Below are 17,616 nucleotides of genomic sequence, written 5' to 3' on the forward strand. Positions count from 1 at the left end.
CGGTCGGTTGCCGTCAGTCGCGGGTGAGCTTGCGGTAGGTGACGCTGTGTGGCCGGGTCGCCTCGGGGCCGAGCCGGTCGGCCTTGTTCTTCTCGTAGGACTCGAAGTTGCCCTCGAACCAGAACCACTTGGCCGGGTTCTCGTCGTCGCCCTCCCAGGCCAGGATGTGCGTGGCCACCCGGTCCAGGAACATCCGGTCGTGGGAGATGACCACGGCGCAGCCGGGGAACTCCAGCAGCGCGTTCTCCAGCGACGACAGCGTCTCGACGTCGAGGTCGTTGGTCGGCTCGTCCAGCAGCAGCACGTTGCCGCCGATCTTGAGCGTCAGCGCCAGGTTGAGCCGGTTGCGCTCGCCACCGGAGAGCACCTTGGTCGGCTTCTGCTGGTCGGGGCCCTTGAAGCCGAACGCGGCCACGTAGGCCCGCGAGGGCATCTCGACCTTGCCGACCATGAGGTGGTCCAGGCCGTCGGAGACGACCTCCCAGACGGTCTTGTCGCCGTCGAGGCCGGACCGGTTCTGGTCGACGTAGGACAGCTTGACCGTCTCGCCGACCCGCACCAGTCCCTCGTCCGGCTTCTCCAGCCCGACGATGGTCTTGAACAGCGTGGTCTTCCCGACACCGTTCGGGCCGATGATGCCGACGATGCCGTTGCGCGGCAGCGAGAACGACAGCCCGTCGATCAGCACGCCGCGCTCGTCGAAGCCCTTGACCAGGTCCTTGGCCTCGATGACCACGTTGCCCAGGCGCGGGCCCGGCGGGATCTGGATCTCCTCGAAGTCCAGCTTGCGGGTCTTCTCGGCCTCGTTGGCCATCTCCTCGTAGCGCTCGAGGCGGGCCTTGGACTTGGTCTGGCGGGCCTTGGCGTTGGAGCGGACCCACTCGAGCTCCTCGGAGAGGCGCTTCTGCAGCTTCTGGTCCTTGCGTCCGGCCACCGCGAGCCGCTGGGCCTTCTTCTCCAGGTAGGTCGAGTAGTTGCCCTGGTAGCCGTGCACCTGGCCGCGGTCGACCTCGGCGATCCACTCGGCCACGTGGTCGAGGAAGTACCGGTCGTGGGTGACGGCCAGCACGGCGCCCGCGTACTTCTGCAGGTGCTGCTCCAGCCAGTTCACGCTCTCGGCGTCCAGGTGGTTGGTGGGCTCGTCCAGCAGCAGCAGGTCGGGCGCCTCGAGCAGCAGCTTGCACAGCGCGACGCGGCGGCGCTCACCCCCGGAGAGCTGGGTGACGTCGGCGTCGGGGGCCGGGCAGCGCAGGGCGTCCATGGCCAGCTGCAGCTTGGAGTCGATGTCCCACGCGTCGGCGTGGTCGAGCTCCTCCTGGAGGCGGCCCATCTCCTCCATCAGCTCGTCGGTGTAGTCGGTCGCCATGAGCTCGGCGACCTCGTTGAACCGCGCGAGCTTGGTCTTGGTGTCGGCGACGGCCTCCTCGATGTTGCCCAGGACCGTCTTGCTCTCGTTGAGCGGCGGCTCCTGCAGCAGCATGCCGACGGTGTAGCCGGGCATGAGCCGGGCCTCGCCGTTGCTCGGCTTGTCCAGCCCCGCCATGATCTTGAGCAGGCTCGACTTGCCGGCGCCGTTCGGGCCGACCACACCGATTTTCGCGCCGGGCAGGAACGACAGCGTGACGTTGTCGAGCACGACCTTGTCGCCGTGCGCCTTGCGCGCCTTCTCGAGCACGTAGATGTACTGCGCCACGGTGCGCCCCTACCTCCGGTCAGCTTCGCGTACGGGAATCGCCCCAATCTTTCCAGGCCCGGCGCCGAGTGCCCAACCCGGGCCTCACGCGGGCGGGTAGGCCTGGATCACACCGTAGGACTTCGAGCCGATGACGAGGCTGCGCGGCGTGACCGTGTACGTGGTCCCGTCATTGGTGACGGAGTACGAACGGCTCTTGGCGTCCTCGGAGGCGCCGGGGCGCAGCAGCCCGTTCTTGCCCTCCTCCGGGATCTCGCCCCCCTCCTCGTCGGCCCAGTCCGCGAGGCGGTCGTGCCCCTGGTACCACAGCCCCGAGCCGTCCTTCTCGCGGCAGATCCAGGCCTCCTTGTTGTTGCCGGTCCGCACGTACTGCACCAGCTGCATCGGCACCGACGCGCCCGGGTCCTGCTTGAGGGCGCCCGCGCTGACGAACTGCGGGCAGGTGCGCGGCCGCGCCGCGCCGGCGGCGCTGGTCGCGGCCCGGGAGGGCACCGCCGACGGTCCGTTACCGGACGCTGACTTATTCTCATCAATGTCACGTAGGCCGAGGACGTACCCGAAGAGGGCGCCGATGACGGTGAGGATGAGCAAGGAGAGACCGACGACGGTGACGGTCCGGCTCGACTCCCGTGCGGGTTCGACATCGATGCGCGACATGCACAGCAGGATCGCACCTGTGAGCCAGCACTCCGCATGCTGCCAGGTCGCACCGGGGATCAGTAGGCTGAAAGTACGAGGGTGGATCACCCAGGGGGAGGACTCGACACGTGGCTGGAGACAGTGCATTCGTAGTGGTCGCCAACCGGTTGCCCGTCGACAAGGTGGTCGGCCCGGACGGCGAGGTCAGCTATCGCAGGAGCCCGGGAGGGCTGGTGACCGCGCTCGAGCCCGTGCTCGAGCAGCGCAACGGGACCTGGGTCGGCTGGCCCGGCGGGTCCGGGGACACCGACACCCAGGAGGAGACGTTCGAGGCCGGCGGAATTCACCTGCACACCGTGCCGCTCAGCGCGGGCGAGATCGAGCGCTACTACGAGGGCTTCTCCAATTCCAGCCTCTGGCCGCTCTATCACGACGCCGTGGAGACGCCGATCTTCAAACGTCGATGGTGGGAGTCGTACCGTCTGGTCAACGAGCGATTCGCGAAGGCCGTCGCCGACGATGCCGCACCGGGCGCCACGGTGTGGGTCCAGGATTACCAGTTGCAACTGGTGCCGGCCCTGCTGCGCGAGTCCCGGCCCGATCTCAAGATCGGGTTTTTTCTGCACATCCCATTCCCCCCCGTCGAACTGTTCATGCAACTACCGCGCCGCGCCGACATTCTCAAGGGTCTGCTCGGTGCCGATCTGGTTGGTTTCCAGCGGCCACTCGGCGCGCAGAACTTCGTCCAACTGGCCCGACATCTGCTCGGCACCCGCGTGCGCCGCGGAATCGTGGAGTGGGAGGGTCGCACGGTGCGCGCCGAGGCTTTCCCGATCTCGATCGACGTCGAGGAGATGCGGCGCCTGGCCGCGTCGCCGGAAGTGCAGGCCAGGGCGGCCGCGATCCGCACCGAGCTGGGAGAGCCGCGCACGATCATTCTGGGCGTGGACCGGCTCGACTACACCAAGGGCATCGAAAGGCGCCTCAAGGCATTCAGGGAACTGCTGTCGGATGGACGACTCACGGCGCCCGAGACGGTGATGGTACAAGTGGCTACGCCGAGCCGGGAGCGGGTGGAGCACTACCAGACGCTGCGGGTGAACGTCGAGCGTGAGGTCGGGCGGATCAATGGGGAGTACGGACGAGTTGGCCAACCGGCCGTGCACTATCTCCATCAGTCGTACAGTCGGGCTGAGCTGGCCGCGTTGTATGTTGCGGCCGACGTGATGATGGTGACTCCGCTGAGGGATGGCATGAACCTGGTGGCCAAGGAGTATGTCGGTGCCCACGCCGACGGCCGGGGCGCCATCGTGCTTTCGGAGTTCGCGGGCGCGGCCGCCGAGCTGCGCCAGGCGTTCCTGTGCAATCCGCACGACCTCGACGGGGTGAAAGACGCACTCATGCGTGCGATCCATGTCGACCCGGTCGAGGGCCGCAAGCGAATGCATGCTATGCATTCCCACCTGCGCGCCCACGATGTCCGAACCTGGGCGGACTCGTTCCTGGACGCGCTCGGCGCCGCATCGTGACCCGCCCGCCGGCTCGGCGCCTGCTCGACCGCACAGCCCCAACCGCTCGGCACCCTGACGAACATCTCGTCGAGCAGCCAGACGAACACCCTGTCGAACACCCTGTCGAACACCCTGAATGCACAACCGACTTCCACGAACAGGCCGGACATGAACCAGATCTCGGCGACAGGCAATGGCCTCTCGCTCGACCCGGACCTCCGCGCGGCGGTGCTACGCGTCGCCCGCGTGCCCAACCTCTTGGTGGCATGTGACTACGACGGCACCCTCGCGCCGATCGTCGCGGACCCCACCAAGGCGACTCCGACCGCCGAGTCCGTAGCCGCCGTGCGCGCCCTCTCGTCGCTGCCGCAGACGACGGTGGGCGTGATCAGCGGCCGGGCCCTGCGTGACCTAGCCGCCCTGTCCCGCCTCCCCGCCGAGGTGCGCCTCGTCGGCAGCCACGGCTCCGAGTTCGACGTCGGCTTCGTCGACGAGCTGCCGCCCGAGCGCCAGCAGCGCCGCGGCGAGCTGCAGGCCGCGCTCAACGCGATCTGCCGGGACCAGCCGGGCGTCCGGCTGGAGAGCAAGCCCGCGAGCATCGCGGTGCACACCCGGGCGGCGCCGCGGGACGTGGCCCAGCGGGTCTTCGACGCCGTGCGCAGCGGGGCGGCGCTGTGGCCCGACATCGAGGTGACCACCGGCCGGGAGGTCATCGAGCTCTCGGTGGTGCCGACCGACAAGGGCCTGGCCGTCGACGCGCTGCGCATGCAGGTGTCCGCGAGCGCGGTGGTGTACCTCGGCGACGACGCCACCGACGAGAAGGCCTTCGCCCACCTGCACGGCCCCGACCTCGGCATCAAGGTCGGGACGGCCGACGAGGAGACACAGGCCCGCTTCCGCATCGACGGCGCGGAGGCGGCGGTGGCCGTGCTCGAGCTGCTGCTGTTCACCCGGCGGCGCTGGCTCTTCGGCGAGCAGGCGGTGCCGATCGAGCGGCACTCGATGCTCTCCAACACCCACACCGTCGCCCTGCTCACGCCGGCCGCCCGGGTCACCTGGCTGTGCCACCCGAAGCCGGACTCGGGCGCGGTCTTCGCCGACCTGCTCGGCGACACGGCGGCCGGGCACTTCACGGTGCAGCCGGAGAAGGGCGGCACCCCGCTCGGGCAGCGCTACCGGCCGGGCACCATGACGGTGGAGACCCGCTGGTCGGGCCTGACCGTCACCGACTGGCTGGACCACCACCGCACCGGCAACTCGCTGATCCGCGTGCTGTCGGGCAGCTCCCGGGCCCGCATCGACTTCGTTCCGCGCCCGGACTTCGGCCAGGTGCACATCCGCCTGCAGCCGCTCGGCGGCGACGGGCTGCTGGTGCTGGGCTCCAACGAGCCGATCGCGCTGTACTCCCCCGGCATCGAATGGGAGATCAGCTCCGACGGCCACAGCGACATGGCCCGCGCGACGGTCGACCTCAGCGCGGTCGGCGGCACGGCCATGCTGGAGCTGCGGCTCGGCACCGACTCGATCGAGGCGCCGCGGGTCGAGCTGGCCGAGCGGCAGATCGCGGCCGAGGCCGCCTGGCGCGACTGGTCGGAGTCGCTCAAGCTGCCCTCGGTCGCCAAGGATCTGGTCCGGCGCAGCGCGCTCACCCTGCGCGGCCTGTGGCACAAGCCCAGCGGCGCGATCCTGGCCGCCGCGACCTCCTCGCTGCCCGAGGAGATCGGCGGCTCCCGCAACTGGGACTACCGGTACTGCTGGCTGCGCGACGCCTCGCTGACCGCCAAGGCCCTCGTCGACCTCGGCTCCACCGAGGAGGCCGAGTCCCTGGTGCGCTGGACGCTGCGCGTGGCCGACAACACCGACGGGCACCCGGAGCGGCTTCACCCGCTCTACACCCTCGACGGCACCGAGCTCGGCCCCGAGGCCGTGATCGAGGCGCTGCCCGGCTACGCGGGCTCCCGCCCGGTGCGCATCGGCAATGCGGCCAACGGCCAGGTGCAGCTGGACGTGTTCGGCCCCGTCGCCGACCTCATCTGCGCCCTCGCCGACGTGCGCCCGCCCGAGGAGGGCGACTTCGCACTCATGAACGCGATGGTCGAGGCCGTCGAGCGCCGCTGGCACGAGCCGGACCACGGCATCTGGGAGGCCCGCCGGCGCCCGCGGCACTACGTCTACTCCAAGGTCATGTGCTGGATGACCGTCGACCGCGGCATCCAGCTCTTCGAGCGCCAGGGCCGCCCGGTCCCCGAGGTCTGGCACACCCTGCGCGCGACCATCGCCGACAACGTGCTCGACAAGGGCTGGAGCGAGAAGGTCGGCGCCTACACGGTCGCCTACGGCTACGAGGAGATGGACGCCTCGGTGCTGTGGATCGGCCTGTCCGGCCTGCTCACCGACGACGACCCGCGGTTCCTGGCCACGGTCCTGGCCGTCGAGGCCGAACTGCGCGAGGGCCCGACCGTGTACCGCTACCGCTGGGACGACGGCCTGCCCGGCGTCGAGGGCGGCTTCCACCTGTGCACGACGTGGATGATCGAGGCCTACCTGCGCACCGGCCGCCGCGCCGACGCCGAGGAGCTCTTCGCCCAGTTCATCGAGTGCGCCGGCCCGACGGGGCTCATCCCGGAGGAGTACGACCCGATGACCGAGCGCGCCCTGGGCAACCACCCGCAGGCGTACTCGCACCTGGGCCTGATCCGCTGCGCGCTCGAGCTCGACCGCGCGTAGGACACGACGAACCGGGGCGCCCTTCACCCGAAGGAGCGCCCCGCTCGCGTATGCGCCGAGATCTACGGCCTGAACGGATCGCGACCGAGCACATCGACCATGACGGCGACGAGATCGATCGGCTCCCCGTCTCCGTTCGCCCCGGCCATCTCCTCGATCCGGTCGGCGATCCGGCGCAGATCGTCGGCATCGCCGACGAACGGGAACTCCCGGCCGTCAGGGCCCCGGTACATGACCGTGGCCAAGGCGAGCCGACGGTCGCCCGACACGGTCAGCGAGGACATCCGCAGACTCATCCGGGCGTCGGCGATCGTCATGACCAGGCGCCGCTCGGTCGGCTTGACCGGCTTGAAGCCGTAGTGGCGGTAGAACTCCACGGCCTTGTCGCCGGCGGCGTCGACCACGATCAGCCGACCACCGCCTTTTCCGGCCGCCTGCACCACGTTCTCGAGAGCGTCCAGAAGCAGCTCGCCGCCGAGACCGTCGCCGTGCAGGTCGCGGTGCAGCGCGAGCTTCGCGATCAGGTAGCCCGGCACCGGGTCCGAGCCCTTCGCCTGCCTGCTCGTCAGATCCGCCTTCGCCACGGCGTGCGGCATGACCGCGTAGTAGGCCTTGACGACGTGAGAACCCGGCGCCGTCCAGACGCGGACCCTCAGCAGACCGTCATCGTTGACACGCCTCGCTGCGTGCACGAGCCAGGTGTTCAGGGCCTCGTCGGTGCAGTCGAAACCCTCCAGCTCGTGCTCCGGTCGCAGCGGGCCGGACTCCCACACCGTCATCGCCGGCGGAACCGCCGCGGCTTGGCCGCGAGGCCGGCGAGATTCGGGATCTCGGTCGGCTGGTCCAGCGCCGCCAGCAGTTCCTCGTACTGATCTTCCGGCATGAGCGTGACGTCCGCCCGGGCAAGCACCCGGTTCGCGGCGGCCCGTGCGGCTTCGAGCACGAACGCCGACGCGCTGGTGTGGCTCAGGCTCGCGGCCTGCAGGATCAGCTCGTGCTCCTCGGGCGTCGCTCGCATCTCGATGCGCTCGGTCTTGGCCATGGTCGCCTCCCGATCACAACTGTACGGCAGTTGTACGGCACTCTCCAGGCGTCACACCTCCGCGGGCGGGGCGGCGGAGAGCGCGTCGACGACCGGGCCGATCACGATCACGGCCGGTGGGCGCAGGCCGGCCGACTTCGCGGCGTCGGCGATCGTGGCCAGCGTCGCCCGCACCGTCCGCTGATCCCGGGTCGTCCCCTCCTGCACGACGGCGACGGGCGTGTCGGGAGACCGCCCGTGCTCCAGCAGGACCGCGGCGATCGAGGGCAGGTTCTTCAGCCCCATCAGCACGCACACCGTCCCCCGCAGCCGGGCCAGGGCCGCCCAGTCCACGAGCGACTCCGCGTGCCCCGGGGCGAGGTGCCCGGAGACCACGGTGAACTCGTGCGCGACCCCGCGATGGGTCACCGGAATCCCGGCCGCGGCCGGCACGGCGATCGAGCTCGTGATCCCCGGCACCACGACGACCGGCACTCCCGCCGCCGCGCACGCGAGCACCTCCTCGCCGCCGCGGCCGAAGACGTACGGATCCCCGCCCTTGAGGCGCACCACGAACTTCCCGGCCTGAGCCCGCGTGACGAGGACCCGGTTGATCTCCTCCTGCGCGGCCGAGGGCCCGTAGGGGATCTTCGAGGCGTCCACGAGCTCGACCTCCGGCCGCAGCTCGTCCAGCAGGAGCCCGGACGCGAGGCGGTCGATCACCACCACGTCGGCCGCGGCCAGCAGCCGCCGCCCGCGCACGGTCAGCAGCTCCGGGTCGCCCGGCCCGGACCCGACGAGCGCGACGGTCCCGGCCAGATCGGCGCCCGCCGCGACGCCGGTCGTCGCCAGCTGCTCGCCGATCGCGTCGCGCACCGCCACCGCGCGGGCCGGGTCGCCGCCGGCCAGCACGGCCACGGTCAGCGGGCCGTGCCGGGTCACCGCGGGCGTCCACGCGGTCGCGGCGTGCCGGTCGTCGGCGCGCACGGTGAAGATCCGCTTCGCGGCGGTCACCTCGCTGATCGCGCGGGCCGCCTCCGGATCGCTGACGGCGACGTGGACGAGCCACACGTCCTCGACGTCGGCGGGCTCGAAGCGGCGCTCGCGCCAGGTGAGCCGGCCGGCGTCGAGGTGGGCGCGCAGGGCAGGGGTGATGTGCGGGGAGACGAGCACGACGTCCGCGCCCGCGTCGAGCAGTGCGGGCACGCGCCTGGTGGCGACCGCACCGCCGCCGACCACCAGGACGCGTAACCCGTCGAGCCGTAAACCGAGGGGGTAGGGGTTCACTTGTGGGCTACTCCAGCGGAATCGAAAGTGGCAACCTCGTGCAACACGCGGACAGCACTGGCCACGATCGGCAGCGCCAGCACGGCGCCGGTGCCCTCGCCCAGGCGCAGGCCCAGGTCGACGAGCGGTTCGAGCTCAAGATAGCCCAGGGCCACGGCCGCGCCCGGCTCGGCCGAGCGGTGCCCGGCGATCATCGCGGCGGTCGCCGCCGGGGCGAGCGCGTGGGCGGCCAGGGCGGCCGAGGCGGCGATCACGCCGTCGAGCACGACCGGCACACGCAGCTGCGCGGCCTTGAGGATGTAGCCGGCCAGCGCCGCGTGCTCGTAGCCCCCGACCGCGGCCAGCACGTCGATCGGGTCCTCGGCCTCGAGCCCGACGACGGCGGAGGTGACCACGGCGACCTTGCGGGCGTGCGTCTCGCTGTCGATGCCGGTGCCGAGCCCGGTCACGGCGGCCGGGTCGGCGTGCGTGAACGCCGCGATGAGCGCCGCCGACGGGGTGGTGTTGGCGATGCCCATGTCGCCGGTGAGCAGTGCCCGGGCGCCGCCGTCGACCAGGTCCGCGGCGACCCGCATGCCGGTCTCCAGCGCCTGGACGGCCTCCTCGCGGGTCATCGCCGGCCCGGTGCTCAGGTCGCGGGTCCCGGCCCGCACCTTGCGGTCCAGCAGGCCCTCGGCCGGGTCGAGCGCGGCCTTCACGCCCACGTCCACGACCGTGACCGAGACCCCGGCCTGGCGCGCGAAGGCGTTGACCACGGCGCCGCCGGCGAGGAAGTTCGCCACCATCTGCGCGGTGACCTCCTGCGGCCAGGGGGTCACGCCCTGCGCGTGCACGCCGTGGTCCCCGGCGAAGACGGCCAGGGCGGCCGGCTCGGGAATCGGCGGCGGGCAGGTGCCGGCGAGCCCCGCCAGCCGTACCGCCAGCGTCTCCAGCGCCCCGAGCGACCCCATCGGCTTCGTGAGGCGGCCCTGCAGGGCCCGGGCGGCCGCGATGGCCTCGTCGTCGAGCGGCCGGATCGCGGCAATCGTCTCGTGCAGCATGTTCATCCTCCCAGGACGTTGGACAACACCGCGACGAAGGCGTCACTCGTGGCAGTGTCCCGCACGGCAATACGTAACCAGTCCGGGCCCAGTCCCGGGAAGGTTTCGCCACGTCGCACGGCGAACCCGCGCTCGCGCAGCGCGCCGCGCACCCGCTCGCCGTCCGGGACCCTGACCAGCACGAACGAGCTCGCCGGGCGCCCGGCCACGGCCACGCCGGCCCGGGCGAGGGCGTCGAGGAGGTGGGCGCGGTCGGCGGCGAGCCGGGTGGCGATCTCACGCTCCGTGTCCACGGCGCGCGGCGAGGCGCAGGCGATCGCGGCGGCCAGCGCGGGGGTGGAGACGCTCCACAGCGGGGCGTGCTCGCGCATCCGGTCGAGCAGCGGCTCGGGGCCGAGCACGTAGCCGATCCGCAGCCCGGCCAGCCCCCAGGTCTTGGTCAGGCTCCGGATGACCAGCAGGCCGGGCCGGTCGCGGCGGCCGGCCAGGGACTCGGGCTCCCCGGGCACCGTGTCGGCGAACGCCTCGTCGACGACGGTGATCCGCCCCGGCTTCGTCAGCCTCGCCAATGTCTCGGCGCAGTGCAGGACCGACGTGGGGTTTGTCGGATTTCCCACCACCACGAGGTCGGACGTGTCCGGGACATCCGACTCGCCCAGCACGAACCCGTCCGCCTCGCGCAGCACGACCCGCTCGACGGCGTGGCCCGCGGCCAGCAGCGCCGCCTCGGGCTCGGTGAACTGCGGGTGCACCACCACCGCCCGCTCGGGCCGGAAGGCCTGCGCGATGAGCACGAACGCCTGGGCCGCCCCGGCCGTGAGCAGCACCTCCCCGGCGGGCCGCCCGTGCCGCGCCGCGATCGCCGCGGTGGCCTCGGCCGGGTCCGGGTAGCGCGCGAGGTGGGCCAGCGACGCCGTCACCGGTCCCATGAGCCACGACGGCGGCGCCGCCGTGCGGACGTTGACGGCGAGGTCGACGAGGCCCGGCGCGATCTCAGCGTCGCCGTGGAACCGCAGCATCAGGCGATCGTCGCGTACGGCGAACCGATTTGTCCTAGCTTAAGAATGTGATCGCGCGCACGATGCGAGTGGCCGGCGGCTTCCTCGCGCTCCTGCGGACCGGGCTCATCGTGGGGCTGGCCGTAGCCGCGCTCGTCTACCCCCTGGCCGCGGTCAGCGGCATGGGCGTGAAGCAGGGCGCCGACGAGCTCGCGATGCCCCCGGAGGCGCTGCGGCAGGCGCTGCCGGCCCAGACCACGCACGTCTACGCGGCCGACGGCACCACGATGCTCGCCCAGTTCTACGAGGAGTACCGCACGTACACCTCCCTGGACGCGATGTCCGTCAACGTGCAGCACGCGATCGTCGCCGCCGAGGACGCCCGGTTCTGGGAGCACCACGGCGTGGACTTCAAGGGCGTCGCCCGCGCGTTCGTGGCCAACCACAAGGCCGGCGGCGTGTCGCAGGGCGCGTCGACGATCACGATGCAGTACGTGCGCAACGCCCTGCGCGACAGCGCCCGCACGCCGGCGGAGGTCAACGCGGCCACCGAGCAGACCGGGGCGCGCAAGGTGCGGGAGATGAAGCTCGCGATCGAGCTCGAGAAGCACATGAGCAAGCAGGAGATCCTGGAGCGGTACCTCAACGTCGCCTACTTCGGCCACCGCGCCTACGGCGTCCAGGCGGCCGCGGAGGTCTACTTCTCGAAGAAGCCCGCCGACCTCACCGTGCCGGAGGCGGCCCTGCTCGCGGGCCTGGTGCAGGCGCCCTCGTCCTACGACCCCGCGGTGGGCGACGCGAAGGCCGCGACCGCCCGGCGCAACTACGTCATCGACCGCATGGCCGACCTCAGGTACCTCAGCGCGGCCGACGCCACCGCGGCCCGCGCCGAGCCCATCGCGCTGAAGCTCACCGATCCGCCCAACGACTGCCTGGCGACCAGACCCGGCTACGGCTTCTTCTGCGCGATGTTCCGCTCCTGGTGGGCGAACCAGCCCGCGTTCGGCGCGAACTCGACCGAGCGCCTGGAGGCGTTGCGCCGCGGCGGGTACAGGATCGTCACGTCGCTGGACCCGCGCGTGCAGGACGTGGCGCAGGCGCAGATCCTCAAGCGGGAGCAGGCGCGCAGCCCCTACGCCCTCGGCCAGGTCGCGATCGAGCCGGGCACGGGCCTCATCCGGGCGATGGCGGTCAACCGGGTGTACTCCCTCGACCGCGCCAGCAACGGCCCGCACTCGGACCCGCGGCAGCGCAAGCGGCTGCGCGGCAACTACCCGAACACGGTCAACCCGCTGCTGGGCGGCGGCGACGACATGGCCGGCTACCAGGCGGGCTCGACGTTCAAGATGTTCACCATGCTCGCGGCGCTGGAGCAGGGGCTGCCGCTGTCGACCGCGATCTACTCGCCGAAGACGGTGCAGACCAAGTACAAGACGGGCCGCAGCAGCCCCGCCCACTGCGGCAACGACTTCTGGTGCCCGTCGAACGCCTCGGACTCGATGACCGGCCGGCAGACCATGTGGTCCGGCTTCGGCAAGTCCGTGAACACGTACTTCGTCCAGCTCGAACAGCGCGTCGGCGCCGACGCGGCCGTGCGCATGGCCGAGCGCCTCGGGCTGCGCTGGCGCACCGGCATCGACAAGACCCAGGCCTCCCCCGCCAAGGCGAAGGGCTGGGGCGCGTTCACCCTGGGCGTGGCCGACACGACCCCGCTGGAGATGGCGGGCGCGTTCGCCACGGTCGTCGCCGACGGCGTGCACTGCGAGCCGATCCCGGTCAGCTCCATCACCGACGCGAGCGGCAAACCGGCCGTGGACGACAAGGGCGTGGAGGTGGCCAAGCCGCGCTGTGCCCAGGTCCTCTCGGCCGACGTGGCCCGCGGGGCGGTCGACGCGGCCCGGTGCGTGACGGGTTACAAGGCCGCGACGGGCGACTGCGGCGGGTGGTCGACGGCGCCTCGCGTGTTCGCGACGGTACGCCGCCCTGTCGCCGGCAAGTCGGGCACCACGGACGACGACCGGGCGGCCTGGTTCGTGGGGATGACGCCGGGCCTGACGGTGGCGGGCTTCATCGCCGACCCGGACAATCCGCTGCACCGGGTCGGGTCCGGCAACGCCGGGAAGCCTCGCGAGACGGTGGCGGAGACGCTGCGGGACGCCCTGGCCGGCACCCCGGTGCGCGGCTTCACACCCCCCAGCTCGCAGATCGTCGGCAAGCAGCCCCCGGCCGCGAAGGCTCGCACGAAGACCACGACCCCGCCGCGCGCCTGACGCCTCGTCGCGCCGCTTCCGGATCGCGACCCGATTCCCGCCGGCGTCCCGGATCGCGACCCGATTCCCGCCGGCGTCCCGGATCGCGACCCGATTCCCGCCGGCGTCCCGGATCGCGACCCGATTCCCGCCGGCGTCCCGGATCGCGACCCGATTCCCGCCGGCGTCCCGGATCGCGACCCGATTCCCGCCGGCGTCCCGGATCGCGACCCGATTCCCGCGGGCGTCGCTCGCGCGGGCCGCTCCGAACCTCCAGCAACCCCCTCAGCACGCTCGGCGCGGGCCGCGCCTAGGCCGGATCGGCCTACGCTCGGCGCGGGTCGCGCGTAGGCCGATCCGCGCGAGCCAGTCCGACGCGGGCCGTCGGCCTTTCCCCGGCCGGCCGATGTCTTGCTGAACCGGCGGCTCCTGGTGAACCGCCGGTTCAGCGAATGTCGGACGGCAGCAGCGACCAGCTCTCCAGATCGACCCGCCCGCTGGCCAGCGACCCGGCGTTGCGCAGCAGCCCCTCGTAGGTGAACCCGGCCTTCTCCGCCACCCTGCGCGACGCCACATTCCCGGGCGCGACCCGCAGCTCGATCCGCTGAAACCGGTGCTCGAGCAGCAGCGACAACGCGAGCACGTCGACGGCTTCGGGCGCGACCCCGTAGCCGCGGGCATCAGCCGCCACGGCGTAGGCGATCTCCGTGGAGCGCGTCAGCCAGTCGGTGTTCTTGGTCCAGAGGCACCCGACGAGCCGCTCGTCCTCGCGCCGCACGATGCCGTAATGGTCCCCGGCCCCGCTGTCCCGCCGTTCGACCGCGAGCTCCGTGCACCACGCGTAGCCGTCGAACTCCTCGAGCTCATCGGCCGCGACGGGCAGCCAACGCCGGACGAGCCGGTCGGCGAAGATCTCCGCGATCCGCTTGTCGTCGTCGGCACCGAGCGGCCGCACCGTGAGCCGCGGCGTCTCGACGAGCAGTGAGGGAAAGCGCCGAAGCGCCACCGACCAGGTCGACACTAGGCCGCCTCGCTGGACCCACCGGCGGGCGGCTTCCCGCCCCCGTCACCGTCCGAGCCGCCCTCGGGCCGCGCACCGTGCTCGGCGACGCCCCGGTTCGCCTCGTGCTGGGCATCCCCCACGCTCAGGCCCGCCGCTACGGCACCCGTCCCGGCGCTCGGCTCGTGCCGGGCATCCCCCACGCTCAAGTCCGCCGCTACGGCACCCGCCCCGGCGCTCGGCGCACCCGCGAACGCTGCGCTCGAACCGACGCCCGGCGCACCCGCGAACGCTGCGCTCGAACCGACGCCCGGCGCACTCCCGAGCCCGGCGCCCCCGTCGACGCCTCCCGCGCTCCCGGCGGCGGACGTGGCGCCCCCGAGCGGCGGGGCGGAGACGGCACCGGCGGCCGCACCGGACGATGTTCCCGAAACTGACGAAGCAGGCACAGAACCGGACATTACCGAACCGGGAGGACCAGAGACCGGCCCCGACACGGGCGCGGCGGGAATCGACGCGGATCCGCCCGAACGCCCGACCGCCGGCGGGGCCGAGACCGGCGGCGCCGACACCGGCGCCTGCTCCGCGATCTCACCCCCGGCGATCCCCGGCGACGGGTACGACCCGGCCTCCCCCGACTGCACCGCCTCCGACTCCCCCGCCGGCATCGCGGTCACCCCACCGGGCGCCGCGGACACGGGCGCCGAGGAGGCCGCCGGCGTCGCCTCGGAGAAGGCGGGCATCGGCGCCGAGGACACCGGCATCGCGGCCGAGAGCGCCGGCCCCCCGTCACCCGGCGCCGGCGCCCCGGCGGCCGCCGACGAGACCGGCCCGGCGACCGGCGAGGACACCGAGGCGGAGACCGGCGAGGCGTCCGCCGGCGAATCCTGACCACCGGGAAGCGACGACACCGGCCCCGCGACCGGCGACCCGGCCGAGGCGCCCTGACCGCCGACGGGTGACGACACCGAAGCCGGCACGGGAGCCGACACCGGCGAGGAGACCGGGGCGGGGACGGGCGATGAGTACGAGTCGGCGGCGCCCGGTGCGAGCCGGGCGGCGGACGGCGTGACGGCTCCCGGGCCGTACGCGGTGATCGGCCCCGTCACCGAAGGCGACGACACCGGCTGAGCAGAGGACTGGACGGGCACAACCCCAGACGATGGCAGCCCCGGCGCCTCCGCGGGTCCGTTCGGCCCGGAAGGCACCCCAACGCTCGCCTCATCCGTCGCCGTCGCCGCACCACCAGCGGAAGACACCGCCAGCACCGTCGTCGCCTCGGACCCGCCGACCGGCTCCGGCTCACCCGGCGCGTCAGGCGCCCCGGACACGGACGAAGCCGCCACCGCCGGCGCAGCCGACACCGACGAGGCGACCGGGGCGGACCCCGACGCCTCAGGCGAGGACGAGGGCGAGGACGAAGGCGAGGACGAGGGCGAGGGCGAGGGCGAGGGCGAGGGCGAGGTCCACGGCGTCGGCATGGCGGGCCCCAGCGCCGGCCCGAACGGCGAGGAGGCCCCCGGCGAGGTAGGCGCGCTGGCCGGAGCCTGCGACCGATAGGTCCCCGGCATCGGCGGCGGGCTCGCCAGCGACGACCCCCGCACCGGATACGACCCCGTGGCCGGCACCGAAGCCGCGATCGTCCCGGCCCCGCCCGGGCTGGCCAGGATCGACCCGGGGATCGCGGCGGGCGGGCGGGGCGCCGGCGCCTCCGGCGTCGTGTAGTCCGACACGTAGCTGAGCGCCTCGTCCTCCGAAGGCGCGAAAGGCGCGGGCACCAGAGCGGCGGGCGCGGGCGCGGGCGACCCGGTGACCGGTGCGGCCGGAAGGGCCGACGCCGCCGGAAGGGCCGGCGCGGCCGACGGGGCCGGCGCGGCCGACGGGGCCGGCGCGGGGGTCACGGGGGCCGCCGGCACCGCCGTCACCGGCGAGGCGGGCAGCACCGGCGCGGTCGGGAAGTTCATGACGGGAACCGAGGGCCGGCCGTAGGGGGCGGTCGACGGCGTGCTCCACTGCCCCGGCGCCGGCGCCGCCGTGGCGCTCGCGGCCGCCACGAAGCGGGACGCGATCGCGGGCGTGCCGGCCCAGTGCAGGCCGAGGTAGGACGCGTGCACGCCGCGCTGGACGAAGCCCTCGGCCGGACCCCCGGCCCAGGTCCAGGCGGCCTGCAGCCCGGCCCGCGGGCTGATGCTCGTGCGGTGCATCTTGTGCCCGATCACCTGGGCGCCGACCGGCAGCAGGACCGAGGAGGAGCGGGCGGTGGCCTCGCGGTAGCCGAGCACGACGAGGTCGGTCTCGCGCGCGGAGGCGTCCACGACCCCGCACATCGGGCGGCCGTTGTAGTCGCGGCAGAGCCACACCAGACCGGTGCCCTCGGCGGCGATCGGCTTGCCGGCCGCGGCGTGGGCGGCGACGGCGGTGCGCAGCCGGCCGTTGAAGGTCAGCTCCTCGGCGTAGGACTCCGGCAGCGCGGACCCGATGACCAGGCCGTCGACGCCCGGCGGGAGGACCTCGTCGCGCAGCGGGTCGAACGGGACCACCTCGGCGCCGGCCGCGGTGAGCAGCTCGGCGGTCTCCGGGTAGGCGAAGGCGACGCCGATGACCGGGCGGCGGCCGATGCGGGTGGCGGCGATCGAGGACTGGCCGTCGGCGGCCGCGGCGATCTCGGCCTCGGCGCTCCACGGGTCGGAGGTCAGGCGGGGCGCGGAGCGGGCCAGGGCCATCGTGCGGTCGATGTCGACGGCGCCGGCGATGACCTCGCCGAGGCGGCGAACGGCCCGCACGGCGTCGAGGTTGTTGTGCACCACCGGGGCGACCCCGTGGTGGCGGGAGGGCAGCGGGGCCCCGGCGTTACCGGCGTCGGTGAGCGCGTGGCGGCGCAGGGCGCCCAGGACCGGCACGCCGATGTCGTCGAGCGCCTCCCGCAGCAGCTGCTCGTGGCGGGTCGAGGCGACCCGGTTGAGGATCACGCCGCCGAGCCAGAGCAGCTCGTCGTAGGCCCGGAACCCGTGCACCAGGGCGGCCACCGACTGGCCCATGGCGCCGACGTCGACGACCAGGATCACCGGAGCGCGCAGCAGGCCGGAGATCTGCGCGGTCGACTCGCTGTCGGTGCGCCCGGCGAGCCCGTCGAAGAGGCCCATCGTGCCCTCGACCACGGCGATGTCCAGCGACGCGGCCCCGTGCGCGAACAGGGGGCCCATGCGCTTGGCGCCGACCATGCGCGGGTCGAGGTTGCGGCCCGGACGCCCTCCGGCCAGTCCGAGGTAGGCGGCGTCGACGTGGTCCGGCCCGATCTTGAAGCCCGCGGCGCGGTAGCCGCGGGCGGACAGCGCGGCGAGCAGCCCGACCGACACGGCCGTCTTGCCGTGACCGGACGACGGGGCGCTGATCACCAGCCGCGGGATCGTGCTCATGTGCTCCTCCGGCGCTGAGGCATACGTGTGTCCCG

At 73.0% G+C, this 17,616-nt stretch carries 12 protein-coding genes; 3 read left to right on the forward strand and 9 right to left on the reverse strand.

What is annotated here, in order from left to right; all coding sequences use genetic code 11:
• Nucleotides 1–13 precede the first annotated feature (13 nt).
• Both ettA and ACQP2P_RS39935 read right to left on the reverse strand, forming a co-directional pair.
• The gene (ettA, locus tag ACQP2P_RS39930; RefSeq protein WP_433609995.1) at nt 14–1,693 is read right to left on the reverse strand and encodes an energy-dependent translational throttle protein EttA; all 1,680 of its coding nucleotides are present in this window, start codon (nt 1,691–1,693) and stop codon (nt 14–16) included.
• An 84-nt stretch (nt 1,694–1,777) separates the two neighbouring features.
• Nucleotides 1,778–2,350, reverse strand: coding sequence for a hypothetical protein (locus ACQP2P_RS39935; RefSeq protein ID WP_433609997.1), 573 nt, complete (start codon nt 2,348–2,350; stop codon nt 1,778–1,780).
• A gap of 110 nt (nt 2,351–2,460) precedes the next feature.
• Here ACQP2P_RS39935 and ACQP2P_RS39940 point away from each other — a divergent pair, with 110 nt between their 5' ends.
• Nucleotides 2,461–3,861 carry an alpha,alpha-trehalose-phosphate synthase (UDP-forming) gene (locus ACQP2P_RS39940; protein WP_433609999.1) on the forward strand — a complete coding sequence of 467 codons (1,401 nt, stop codon included), beginning with the start codon at nt 2,461–2,463 and terminating at the stop codon, nt 3,859–3,861.
• A 150-nt stretch (nt 3,862–4,011) separates the two neighbouring features.
• Entirely contained in the window at nt 4,012–6,570 is a 2,559-nt protein-coding gene (otsB, locus tag ACQP2P_RS39945; protein ID WP_433610001.1) for a trehalose-phosphatase, read from the forward strand.
• A gap of 62 nt (nt 6,571–6,632) precedes the next feature.
• Here otsB and ACQP2P_RS39950 read toward each other — a convergent pair whose 3' ends face one another.
• From ACQP2P_RS39950 to cobC, 5 genes are read right to left on the reverse strand one after another with little or no spacing between them, the layout of a single operon-like run.
• Nucleotides 6,633–7,349 (reverse strand): GNAT family N-acetyltransferase, encoded by a 717-nt coding sequence (locus ACQP2P_RS39950; RefSeq protein WP_433610003.1) that lies wholly within the window; start codon nt 7,347–7,349, stop codon nt 6,633–6,635.
• Complete coding sequence (locus ACQP2P_RS39955) at nt 7,346–7,612, reverse strand: DUF1778 domain-containing protein (protein ID WP_433610005.1); 267 nt, start codon at nt 7,610–7,612, stop codon at nt 7,346–7,348. The genes ACQP2P_RS39950 and ACQP2P_RS39955 overlap by 4 nt, the downstream gene beginning before the upstream one ends.
• Nucleotides 7,613–7,663: 51 nt before the next feature.
• On the reverse strand, nt 7,664–8,878 hold the full coding sequence (gene cobA / locus ACQP2P_RS39960) for a uroporphyrinogen-III C-methyltransferase (RefSeq protein WP_433610007.1): 1,215 nt from the start codon (nt 8,876–8,878) through the stop codon (nt 7,664–7,666).
• Complete coding sequence (gene cobT, locus ACQP2P_RS39965; protein WP_433610009.1) at nt 8,875–9,918, reverse strand: nicotinate-nucleotide--dimethylbenzimidazole phosphoribosyltransferase; 1,044 nt, start codon at nt 9,916–9,918, stop codon at nt 8,875–8,877. Before cobT ends, cobA begins: the two co-directional genes overlap by 4 nt.
• Nucleotides 9,919–9,920: 2 nt before the next feature.
• The gene (gene cobC / locus ACQP2P_RS39970; protein WP_433610011.1) at nt 9,921–10,937 is read right to left on the reverse strand and encodes an Rv2231c family pyridoxal phosphate-dependent protein CobC; all 1,017 of its coding nucleotides are present in this window, start codon (nt 10,935–10,937) and stop codon (nt 9,921–9,923) included.
• A gap of 47 nt (nt 10,938–10,984) precedes the next feature.
• Between cobC and ACQP2P_RS39975 the strand changes: the two genes are divergently transcribed.
• On the forward strand, nt 10,985–13,186 hold the full coding sequence (locus ACQP2P_RS39975; RefSeq protein ID WP_433610013.1) for a transglycosylase domain-containing protein: 2,202 nt from the start codon (nt 10,985–10,987) through the stop codon (nt 13,184–13,186).
• A gap of 424 nt (nt 13,187–13,610) precedes the next feature.
• Here the strand turns inward: ACQP2P_RS39975 and ACQP2P_RS39980 are convergent, their stop codons facing one another.
• Both ACQP2P_RS39980 and ACQP2P_RS39985 read right to left on the reverse strand, forming a co-directional pair.
• A complete protein-coding gene (locus ACQP2P_RS39980; RefSeq protein ID WP_433610015.1) occupies nt 13,611–14,171 on the reverse strand; it encodes a GNAT family N-acetyltransferase in 561 nt (186 codons plus the stop codon).
• 14 nt (nt 14,172–14,185) lie between these two features.
• Nucleotides 14,186–17,581 carry a cobyrinate a,c-diamide synthase gene (locus tag ACQP2P_RS39985; RefSeq protein ID WP_433610017.1) on the reverse strand — a complete coding sequence of 1,132 codons (3,396 nt, stop codon included), beginning with the start codon at nt 17,579–17,581 and terminating at the stop codon, nt 14,186–14,188.
• Nucleotides 17,582–17,616: the final 35 nt, after the last annotated feature.

Source organism: Dactylosporangium sp. CA-139114, assembly GCF_050955725.1.
Lineage (GTDB): Bacteria > Actinomycetota > Actinomycetes > Mycobacteriales > Micromonosporaceae > Dactylosporangium.

Bases quoted from the DNA above. Each gene is read 5' to 3' on its own strand.
- cobT (WP_433610009.1), bottom strand. From the start codon at position 9,918: ATGCTGCACGAGACGATTGCCGCGATCCGGCCGCTCGACGACGAGGCC.
- ACQP2P_RS39950 (WP_433610003.1), bottom strand. From the start codon at position 7,349: ATGACGGTGTGGGAGTCCGGCCCGCTGCGACCGGAGCACGAGCTGGAG.
- otsB (WP_433610001.1), top strand. From the start codon at position 4,012: ATGAACCAGATCTCGGCGACAGGCAATGGCCTCTCGCTCGACCCGGAC.
- ACQP2P_RS39935 (WP_433609997.1), bottom strand. From the start codon at position 2,350: ATGTCGCGCATCGATGTCGAACCCGCACGGGAGTCGAGCCGGACCGTC.
- cobC (WP_433610011.1), bottom strand. From the start codon at position 10,937: ATGCTGCGGTTCCACGGCGACGCTGAGATCGCGCCGGGCCTCGTCGAC.
- ACQP2P_RS39955 (WP_433610005.1), bottom strand. From the start codon at position 7,612: ATGGCCAAGACCGAGCGCATCGAGATGCGAGCGACGCCCGAGGAGCAC.
- ACQP2P_RS39985 (WP_433610017.1), bottom strand. From the start codon at position 17,581: ATGAGCACGATCCCGCGGCTGGTGATCAGCGCCCCGTCGTCCGGTCAC.